The sequence below is a fragment of the Mycobacterium kyogaense genome, from assembly GCF_003254575.1.
GTDB lineage: Bacteria > Actinomycetota > Actinomycetes > Mycobacteriales > Mycobacteriaceae > Mycobacterium > Mycobacterium kyogaense.
In genome coordinates this window covers 35159-44575 of sequence record NZ_QJUA01000044.1, presented here as the reverse complement: position 1 = coordinate 44575, position 9417 = coordinate 35159, and the positions used below count along the sequence as shown (strand labels likewise).

At 68.9% G+C, this 9417-nt stretch carries 11 protein-coding genes and 1 pseudogene; 8 read left to right on the top strand and 4 right to left on the bottom strand.

All coding sequences use genetic code 11. The features are described from left to right. The 5 genes and pseudogenes from DMB80_RS23390 to DMB80_RS23370 all read left to right on the top strand — a co-directional run. A pseudogene (locus DMB80_RS23390) lies at positions 1 to 633 on the top strand (sodium/solute symporter); the annotation flags it as partial. 154 nt (positions 634 to 787) lie between these two features. Then, positions 788 to 1138 carry a DUF485 domain-containing protein gene (locus tag DMB80_RS23385; protein WP_111512043.1) on the top strand — a complete coding sequence of 117 codons (351 nt, stop codon included), beginning with the start codon at positions 788 to 790 and terminating at the stop codon, positions 1136 to 1138. Then, on the top strand, positions 1135 to 2766 hold the full coding sequence (locus DMB80_RS23380) for a solute symporter family protein (RefSeq protein WP_111512042.1): 1632 nt from the start codon (positions 1135 to 1137) through the stop codon (positions 2764 to 2766). The genes DMB80_RS23385 and DMB80_RS23380 overlap by 4 nt, the downstream gene beginning before the upstream one ends. A gap of 28 nt (positions 2767 to 2794) precedes the next feature. Beyond that, the gene (locus tag DMB80_RS23375; protein WP_111512041.1) at positions 2795 to 4036 is read left to right on the top strand and encodes an MFS transporter; all 1242 of its coding nucleotides are present in this window, start codon (positions 2795 to 2797) and stop codon (positions 4034 to 4036) included. Then, positions 4002 to 5339 carry an acyltransferase family protein gene (locus tag DMB80_RS23370; protein ID WP_111512040.1) on the top strand — a complete coding sequence of 446 codons (1338 nt, stop codon included), beginning with the start codon at positions 4002 to 4004 and terminating at the stop codon, positions 5337 to 5339. The genes DMB80_RS23375 and DMB80_RS23370 overlap by 35 nt, the downstream gene beginning before the upstream one ends. A gap of 1 nt (position 5340) precedes the next feature. On the opposite strand, the gene DMB80_RS23365 is transcribed toward DMB80_RS23370, so the two are convergent. Together DMB80_RS23365 and DMB80_RS23360 are read right to left on the bottom strand one after the other, a co-directional pair. After that, entirely contained in the window at positions 5341 to 5532 is a 192-nt protein-coding gene (locus DMB80_RS23365; protein ID WP_111512039.1) for a DUF5302 domain-containing protein, read from the bottom strand. Between the two features lie 17 nt (positions 5533 to 5549). Continuing rightward, complete coding sequence (locus DMB80_RS23360; protein WP_046364352.1) at positions 5550 to 5993, bottom strand: PPOX class F420-dependent oxidoreductase; 444 nt, start codon at positions 5991 to 5993, stop codon at positions 5550 to 5552. 87 nt (positions 5994 to 6080) lie between these two features. Here DMB80_RS23360 and DMB80_RS23355 point away from each other — a divergent pair, with 87 nt between their 5' ends. Together DMB80_RS23355 and DMB80_RS23350 are read left to right on the top strand one after the other, a co-directional pair. Next, entirely contained in the window at positions 6081 to 6599 is a 519-nt protein-coding gene (locus DMB80_RS23355; RefSeq protein ID WP_111512038.1) for a DUF1697 domain-containing protein, read from the top strand. An 18-nt stretch (positions 6600 to 6617) separates the two neighbouring features. Then, the gene (locus DMB80_RS23350; RefSeq protein ID WP_111512037.1) at positions 6618 to 7451 is read left to right on the top strand and encodes a class I SAM-dependent methyltransferase; all 834 of its coding nucleotides are present in this window, start codon (positions 6618 to 6620) and stop codon (positions 7449 to 7451) included. On the opposite strand, the gene DMB80_RS23345 is transcribed toward DMB80_RS23350, so the two are convergent. After that, on the bottom strand, positions 7452 to 7817 hold the full coding sequence (locus tag DMB80_RS23345; protein ID WP_111512036.1) for an Rv1152 family transcriptional regulator: 366 nt from the start codon (positions 7815 to 7817) through the stop codon (positions 7452 to 7454). Positions 7818 to 7853: 36 nt separating this feature from the next. On the opposite strand from DMB80_RS23345, the gene DMB80_RS23340 reads away from it, so the two are divergent. Further along, positions 7854 to 8570 (top strand): NAD-dependent deacylase, encoded by a 717-nt coding sequence (locus tag DMB80_RS23340; protein WP_046364348.1) that lies wholly within the window; start codon positions 7854 to 7856, stop codon positions 8568 to 8570. Here the strand turns inward: DMB80_RS23340 and DMB80_RS23335 are convergent. Further along, positions 8567 to 9328, bottom strand: a complete 762-nt coding sequence (locus DMB80_RS23335; RefSeq protein WP_111512035.1) for an IclR family transcriptional regulator — start codon at positions 9326 to 9328, stop codon at positions 8567 to 8569. The two genes, DMB80_RS23340 and DMB80_RS23335, sit on opposite strands and share 4 nt — an antisense overlap. Positions 9329 to 9417 lie beyond the last annotated feature (89 nt).

Below are 9417 nucleotides of genomic sequence, written 5' to 3'. Positions count from 1 at the left end.
ATCACCGGGACCGCGGATGCGGCGGTGCTGCTGGCGCCGGGGTCGGCGGTCGGGGGCGCGGCGGGGCAGCTGCTGGCGGCGCTGGTGGCCGCGGGCGCGATCGCCGCCTTCCTGGCCACCTCGTCAGGACTGCTGGTCAGCTTCGCCGGTGCGCTGGCCACCGACGTGCTGGGGGGACGTGTGCGGGACTTCCGGGTGGCCGCGATCATCGGCGGACTCGTTCCGATTCCGTTGGCGCTGGCTGCGTCCGGCGGTCTCGAGCTGTCCCGCAGCGTCGGGTTGGCCTTCGCGGTGGCGGCCTCGACGCTGTGCCCGCTGCTGGTGCTCGGCATCTGGTGGCGGGGCCTGACCGCCGCGGGCGCCGGGTGGGGGCTGGCCGTCGGAGGGCTCATGTCCGGGGTGGCGGTCACCGTCGCCGTCGCGGGAGGCGTCGACGAGAACGTCGCCGGTGGATGGCCGGCGGTCCTGATCGGATATCCGGCGGCGATCAGCGTGCCGCTGGCGTTCGCGACGATGATCGTGGTCAGCCGGCTCACCCGTGCGCCAACGCCCGCCGACGTCGCGCGGACGTTCGCGCGCATGCACCTGCCGGAGAACCTCGGGATGGTCGTCGACCGCGTGCCGGACACATAAGCCGTTCGTGAGCCGTTCGTCGTCACCGACCGACCGCTCACCGCAGCGCTGCCGGACCTCGCCGTGTTCACCCGATTGTGCCTGTTGTTGTGACCCACATCTCAACTAGCGTCCTCCCCACAGCCGGTTCACAGCAGTCAGGAGCGTCATCACCGTGTCCGACACCGACCTACCCATCCGCCCGGACGCGATCAGCGGCGAACGCTATCTCGAGGTCCAGGCCAGCCCTGAGTTCCAGGAGCTGCGAAACAGATTGCGCCGCTTCGTTTTCCCGATGACCGCGGTCTTCCTGACCTGGTACGCGGTGTACGTGCTGCTGGGCGCCTTCGCCCACGACTTCATGGCCACCAAGGTCTGGGGGGACATCAACGTCGGGCTGATCATCGGCCTGGGGCAGTTCCTGTCGACCTTCCTCATCACCGGCCTCTACGTCCGCTTCGCCAACCGCGAGCTCGACCCGCGCGCCGAGGCGATCCGCACCGAACTGGAAGGCGACCTCCGATGACCACTGTCCTGGCAGCGTCCGAGACCGTCGGCAACCCGATCGCCAACATCGGCATCTTCAGCCTGTTCGTCGTCGTCACGATGGTGGTGGTGATCCGCGCCAGCAAGCGCAACGCCACCGCCGACGAGTTCTTCACCGGCGGCCGCGGCTTCTCCGGCCCACAGAACGGCATCGCGATCGCCGGCGACTACCTGTCGGCGGCGAGCTTCCTCGGCATCGCCGGCGCGATCGCGGTCTACGGCTACGACGGCTTCCTCTATTCGATCGGCTTCCTCGTCGCCTGGTTGGTGGCGCTGCTGCTGGTGGCCGAATTGCTGCGCAACACCGGCAAATTCACGATGGCCGACGTGCTGAGCTTCCGGCTCAAGCAGCGCCCGGTGCGACTCGCCGCGGCCACCAACACGTTGACGGTGTCGCTGTTCTACCTGCTGGCCCAGATGGCCGGGGCCGGCGGCCTGGTGGCACTGCTGCTCGACATCCGCAGCCGCACCGGCCAGTCGGTCGTCATCGCCGTCGTCGGTGTGTTGATGATCGTCTACGTCCTGGTCGGCGGCATGAAGGGCACCACGTGGGTGCAGATCATCAAGGCGGTGCTGCTCATCGTCGGCGCCGGCTTCATGACCGTGATGGTGCTCGCCAAGTTCGGGCTGAACTTCTCCGAGATCCTGGGCTCCGCGCAGTCGGCGATCAGCGGCGCCACCACCGGAGGCGTCGCGAAGCGCGACGTCCTCGCCCCCGGCGCGCAATACGGCGGCTCCCTGACCTCGCAGATCAACTTCATCTCTCTGGCCCTGGCGCTGGTGCTGGGCACCGCGGGCCTGCCGCACGTGCTGATGCGCTTCTACACGGTGCCGACGGCCAAAGAGGCGCGGCGAAGCGTGGTGTGGGCGATCGCGCTGATCGGCGCCTTCTACCTGTTCACGCTGGCGCTCGGCTACGGCGCGGCCGCCCTGGTCGGCCCCGACCGCATCCTGTCGGCCGCCGGCGGGGTGAACTCGGCGGCGCCGCTGCTGGCATTCGAGCTGGGCGGGGTGATCCTGCTCGGTGTCATCTCGGCGGTGGCGTTCGCGACCATCCTCGCCGTCGTCGCCGGCCTGACCATCACCGCGTCGGCGTCGTTCGCCCACGACATCTATGCGTCGGTGCTCAAGAAGCACAAGGTGACCGAGGCCGAGCAGGTGCGGGTCTCCCGGATCACCGCGGTGGTGCTCGGCGTGTTCGCGATCGGCCTCGGCATTCTCGCCAACGGCCAGAACGTCGCGTTCCTCGTCGCGCTCGCATTCGCCGTCGCCGCGGCGGCCAACCTGCCGACGATCGTGTACTCGCTGTACTGGAAGCGGTTCAACACCCGCGGCGCGCTGTGGAGCATGTACGGCGGGCTGATCTCGACGATCGTGCTGATCGTGTTCTCCCCCGCGGTGTCGGGTGCCAAGACCTCGATGATCCCGGGAGCGGATTTCGCCTGGTTCCCGCTGGCCAACCCGGGCATCGTGTCGATTCCGCTGGCGTTCGCGCTCGGCATCGTCGGCACCCTGACCTCCTCGGACCGCGGCAACCCCGAGGTCAACGCCGAGATGGAGGTGCGGTCGCTCACCGGTATCGGCGCAGAGAAGGCGGTCGCGCACTGACCCCGTCTGCGGAATAGCCTCGGCGGGTATGCCGCTGAGAATGTCCGTGCACCGTTTCTCGATGGCTCTGCTGGCCTACGCGTTCGCCGCGATCATGGTCGGCACGACGCTGCCCACCCCGATGTACGCGCTGTTCGCCGAGGAACTGCACTTCCACGTGCTGACGACGACGATCATCTTCGCCGCCTACGCCGGCGGGGTGCTGGCCGCGCTGCTGCTGTTCGGCCGCTGGTCGGACGTCGTGGGTCGGCGGCCCGTGCTGCTGGCGGGCATCGCGATGGCAGCGGCGAGCGCCGTGGTGTTCGTGCTGGCCGATTCGGTGCCCGAACTGCTGATCGGCCGCGTGCTCTCGGGGTTGTCGGCCGGCCTGTTCACCGGGACGGCGACGGCGGCGGTGATCGAGGCGGCGCCGGAGGCGTGGCGGGGGCGCGCTGCCGCGGTCGCCTCGGTGGTCAACATCGGCGGGCTGGGTCTGGGTCCGGTACTGGCCGGCGTGCTCGTGCAGTACGCGCCGCGGCCGCTGGACCTGAGCTTCGTCGTGCATCTGGCGTTGACGGTCGCCGCCGCGGTGGCGGTGCTGTGCTCGCGGGAGACCTCGCCACGGCAGGGAAAGCTCGGATTGCAGCGTCTCGCCGTGCCTGCCGAAGCGCGGTCGGTGTTCGTGGTGGCCGCGCTGGCGGCGTTCGCCGGGTTCGCTGTCACCGGCCTGTTCGCCGCGGTCGCACCGTCCTTCCTGGCCGAGGTGATCGGCATCGGCAATCACGCCCTCGCGGGACTGATCGCCGGCACGATCTTCCTCACCTCCGCGGTCGCGCAGGTTGTGGCGCGGTCGATGAATCCCGAACGTGCGGTCGCGCTGGGCTGCGCGATCCTCATCGCGGGGATGGCGACGCTCGCGGTGGCGCTGCACGCGGGCTCGCTGCCGGGGCTGATCGCGGCGGCCGTGGTCTCCGGTATCGGCCAGGGCATCAGCTTCAGCCGCGGGTTGGCCGCCGTGTCCGAACGCACCCCGCCCGACCGCCGCGCCGAGGTCAGCTCCACCTATTTCGTCGTCGCCTATGTCGCGATCGCAGTCCCGGTGATCGGCGAGGGCCTGGCCGCCCAGGCGTGGGGGTTGCGCACCTCGGGGGTGGTGTTCGCGATCGCGGTCGCGGTGCTCGCGGCGGGCTGTCTGATCGCGATCCTGAGTGCTTCTACTCATTCGAAGGATGCCGCGCCGCAGCTAGTTTCGGAGCATGAGTCCTCGGACGCCGTTTCCCCGCCCCGATGACGTAGAGGCTGCCACCCCGCCCGAGCGGGACCGCGCGATCGACGTCATCCGCATCACCGCTCTGGCGGGCGTCGTGGTGGGCCACACCGTGATGGCCACCAGCACGATTCGCGACGACGTGTTCGTCTGGACCAACCTGCTGTCGGTGTCGTCGGTGTTCCAGGCGCTGACGTGGGTCTTCCAGATCATGCCGCTGTTCTTCTTCGCCGGTGTGGCCGCGTCGGTGCAGACCTGGACGCCCGGTACGAGCTGGGGTGGCTGGCTGACGCGCCGCTGCACGCGGCTGTACCGGCCGGTGTTCTCCTACCTCGCGTTCTGGGGCGTGACGCTGGCGGTGGCGAAACAGGTGCTGCCGGTGCACGTGTACGAACCCGTGGCCGGCATCTCCATCCAGCTGCTGTGGTTCCTGGGCGCCTACGTACTGGTGCTCGCCACGGTGCCACTGCTGGCGCGGATCACCACGACCCGCCGCTTCGTCGCCACGGTGGCCCTGCTGTACGTCATGGTCGCCGCCGTCGACCTGCTGCGCATCACCCGCGACGGCTTGTCTGCGCTGGGCTATGTCAACTTTGCGATGTGGTTGATTCCCGGGGCTTTCGGGGTCGCTTATCGGCGCGGCCTGGTGACCGGGCGTGCTGCGCTGACGACGGCGGCGGTCGCGTTCGGTGTCAACGTGGCGCTGGTGGCGTCGGGCCCCTACGAGCTCAGCCTGGTGGGGTTGGAGAGCCAGCAGCTGAAGAACATGACACCGCCGTCGCTGCTACTGGCCGGGCACGCAATCATGATGTGCGCGTTGGCGATTGCGGCTGCACCGGCAATCGGACAGTGGGCGCGCCGACCGCGGGTGTGGTGGGCGACAGCCATCGGGAACAGCGGCGCGATGACGCTGTACCTCTGGCACATCCCGCCGCTGCTCGCCGTGCATCTGGCGTTCGACTACCTGGGCTATCCGCGCTTCGATCCCGCCGCGCCGCTCTTCCTGGTGGTGTCGGTGCTGCAGGTGGCGATCATGGCGGTGGCAGTGGGCGCGGCGTTCGTCCTGCTGCGGCCGCTGGAGAACGGGCCACTCCCCTGGTGGGACGGCGGACGTGTCGCCCGGCCGGGGTTGCGCAGTGCGGCGGTCGGGACCCTGCTGTGCATCGCGGGGGCAGCGACGCTGGCGTCGGTCGGCTGGGGCCTGAAAGATCTGGGCCTGCCGTTGGTGGCGGTGATGCTGTGTGCCCTGGCAGCCGCACGGGCGCTGGCCGACGAGCAACGTGCGGTCACCCAGCCGCCGCGCGAGGCGGCTGCCGCCGGGAGGTGAGCTATCCGCTCTTGCGGCGGAACTCCCGACGGTTCTCGACCGGGCCGTGCGCCCGGGGCTGCTTCGTCCCTCCGTCGCGGTGCGAGGAGCCGCCGGCCGCCTGGGCCTTCTTGCGCTCCAGCGCCTCGCGGAACTTGCGCTTGTTCTCGTCCTCCGGAGTATCCGACGGCGCGGCCGACTCGTGGGATGCCATGGCGCAAGCGTAGCGGCTCAGCGCTTGCCCGGCGGCATGCCATAGAGGTGTCCGATGGGAAGGCGCATCAACACCCTCCGGTCGTCGACCATCGCCCGGCGATAGTCGTCCCAGTCGGGGTGCTCCCCGGCGATCTCACGGTAGAGCGCGACCAACCCTTCGACGGTGTCGTCGTTCGGGTTCGCCGCCGGCGGCGTGAGAATCGCATCGCCTTCGGCCACCGCGTAGGCCCACCCGTCGTCGGAGCTGACATGGATGGCCGCACGGGGATCGCGGCGCAGATTGCGCGTCTTGGCTCGTGGTTCGGTGATCGAGACCGAGATCGTCAGCGTGCGCGGATCGAAGTGATAGGACACGTTCGACAGTTGCGGTCTGCCGTCGCGCTTGAGGGTGGCCAACACGCCCAGCGAGTTCCCGGCGATCAGCGCCAGCAGCTTGTCGTCGAACACATCGCGTGTCATCACCTGAGGGTACGTCGGCGCGGCGAGTGGAATGATCGAACAGGTGGACCTCCTGGCAGAGTGCGGCGCCCCCGAGATGACTCCCCCATGACCCGGTATGTCGCACTGCTGCGGGGAGTGAACGTGGGCGGCGTGAAGCTAAAGATGTCCGACGTTGCGCACACCCTCGAGCAGGCCGGCTTCACCGATGTGAGGACGGTGCTGGCGACGGGCAACGTGTTGCTGAGCAGCAGGGCCGCCGCCGCCGGGGTGCGTACGAAGGCCGAGAAGGCGCTGCGCGACGAGTTCGGCTACGACGCATGGGTTCTGGTGTACGACCTGGACACGCTGGCCGAGATCTCGGCGGCCTACCCGTTCGAGCGGGAGCGCGACGGTCACCAGTCCTACGTCACGTTCGTCAGTGACCGAAAGGCGTTCGACGAGTTGGCGAGCCTGTCGGCCGGCCCGACGGAGAAGATCGACGCCGGCGACGGTGTCATCTACTGGCAGGTCCCCAAGGGATCGACCCTCGACAGCACCATCGGCAAGACCATGGGCGACAAGCGCTTCAAGCCCTCGACCACGACGCGGAATCTTCGCACCATCGACAAGCTGCTGGCCGGCTGACCAAGGAGCATCACACCGATGACACGTTCACCCAAACACACCGCCGATCTGACCGGGGTCTCGGAGACCGCGTTGATGACGCTCGCGGTGCGGGCAGCCGAAGCTCGCCGCCCCGACGGCATCATCGACGATCCGATGGCCATCCACCTGATGGATTCCATCCACTTCGACTTCGCGAAGTTCGGCTTCACCCGCCGGCAGGATATGGCGTTGCGGGCCAACCTGTTCGACAAGTACACCCGCCGCTATCTCCGCGACCATCCGAAGGCGACGGTGGTGGCGCTGGCCGAGGGTCTGCAGACGAGCTTCTACCGACTCGACACCACCGGCGGAGTCGGCCACGACTTCTCGTGGCTCAGCGTCGACCTGCCGCCGATGATCGAGCTACGGCGGGCCATCCTGCCTCCGTCGGATCGCATCACCGAGCGCGCACAGTCGGCGCTCGACTTCAGTTGGATGGACGAGGTCGACCCCGACGGCGGGGTGTTCATCACCGCCGAGGGCCTGCTGATGTACCTGCAACCCGATGAGGCGATGTCGATCATCTCCGCATGCGCCTCCCGCTTCCCGGGCGGTCAGATGATCTTCGATCTGCCGCCGTCGGCACTCGCCGCGCTGGTTCGCCGCGGGATGCCCGCCTCGCTGCGCTACCGGGTTCCGCCGATGCCGTTCTCCCTGACCGTCGCCGAGGCCGCCGACCTGGCCAACACGGTGCCCGGGGTCCGAGCCGTGCACGACCTGCCGGCCGAACCGGCCCGGGGGCGGCTGCTCAACGCGATCATCTGGACGTGGCAGCGGTTGCCGCTGCTCGACCCGCTGCGGCCCCTGACGACACTGCTCGAATTCGGCTGATCAGCCGAACGCCGCCTCCACATAGCGCAGCGCCTGCCCTTTGCCGACCCCGAGAGCCTTGGCCGCCGACACATAAGTGTGCGCTGCGGTCGCCAACGCGGAGTCGGCGGGGTCGGAGCTGGCGACGAAGGTGCCGAATCTGCCGCGGGTTTCCAGGATGCCCGCGGCTTCGAGTTCGCGGTACGCCCGCGCCACGGTGTTCACCGCCAGCCCCAGCTGCCCCGCCAGTTCCCGCACGGTGGGCAGGCGCGTGCCCGGGGTGAGCCGGCCGTCCCGGATGCCCTCGATGATCTGCGTTCTGAGCTGGTCGAACAGCGGCCGGGCCGCCTGCGTGTCGACGTGTACCCAATCCCCCAACTCGGCCACGTGCTCAGTATCACTCACAGCGACTAGTTTGGTGGAGTGCAGGTGACGGTCTTCAGCGGCGCCGGGATCTCGGCCGAAAGCGGTGTGCCGACGTTCCGCGACGTCGAGACCGGGCTGTGGGCCCAGGTCGACCCCTACGAGATCTCGAGTTCGGAGGGCTGGCAGGCGCATCCCGACCGGGTCTGGGCGTGGTACCTGTGGCGCCACCACATGATGGCCGCCGTCGAACCCAACGATGCGCACCGCGCCGTCGCAGCGTGGCAGGACTACGCCGACGTGCACGTCGTCACGCAGAACGTCGACGATCTGCACGAGCGGGCCGGTAGCACGCAGGTCTACCACGTCCACGGCAGCCTGTTCGAATTCCATTGCGACCGTTGCGGAACCGCGTACCCGGGCGAGGTACCCGACATGCCCGAGCCGGTCGAATCCGTCGATCCCCCGCGGTGCGGGGTCTGCGGAGGACTGATCCGGCCGAACGTGGTGTGGTTCGGTGAGTCGCTGCCGGACCGGGCATGGCAGCAGTCGGTCGACGCGGTCGTCGGCGCCGATGTCGTCGTGGTGGTCGGAACGTCGTCGGTGGTCTACCCGGCCGCCGGCCTCCCCGAGTTGGCGGTGGCCAGCGGAACCCCGGTCATCGAGATCAATCCGGAACCGACGCCACTGTCACGCAGCGCCACGGTGTCCCTGCGCGAGAAGGCGGGCACCGCACTGCCCGGCCTGCTGCAGCGGCTGCCCGCCCTGATCGGCTAGCGTTCTCGCGCACCGATCAACGCCTCGGAGATCACCCCGGCCGCCTTCTCGAGCGCGGGCACAGCACGAGCGATCACGTCTTTGCCCATCCGTGCCACCGGACCCGAGATGCCGATGGCCATCGGAGTCGGAGCACCCGGCACGGCCATCGCGACCGACCGGACGCCGATCTCGAACTCCTCGTCGTCGACGGCGTACCCGTCGGCGCGCACGCGCTCCACGTTGGCGAACACCGCGGACAACGTGGCCGCGCTGTTGCCCGTCGGCGCCGGCAGTCCTGACTGCGTCACCAGTTTGAGGATGCGCGCATCGTCGAGCTCGGCCAGGACGGCTTTACCGACACCGGACGTGTGCAGGCCCACCCGCCTGCCGACCTCGTCGGCGGTCCGCATCATCTGCGTCGACGCGACCTGCCCCGTGTAGATGACCATGTCGCCGTCGAGCACCGCCAGACTCGCCGTCTCGGCCAGCTCGTCGACCAACGACTGCAGCACCGGACCGGCCACCGCACCCAACTGCCGATTGGCGACCACTCCGAGTCGAATCAGCCTGGGGCCCAACGCATAGCGACGATTAGGTAGTTGGCGCACGTAGCCGAGGGTGACGAGGGTGCGCAGCAACCGGTGGATCGTCGGCGGCGGCAACGGAGACTCTGCGGACAGTTCGGTCAGCGAGCACTCCCCGCCCGCGCGCCCGATGAGTTCCATCAGCTCGAATGCACGCTCGACCGACTGCACGCCGCCTGATCTGTCCGCCATGTGTCCACTCCTGGCCCGCCGATGTGCATCCATTGAACAGGCCGGAATCGAGTTCCACAATATGGAAGTCTTCGTCCGCACTGCGGCGT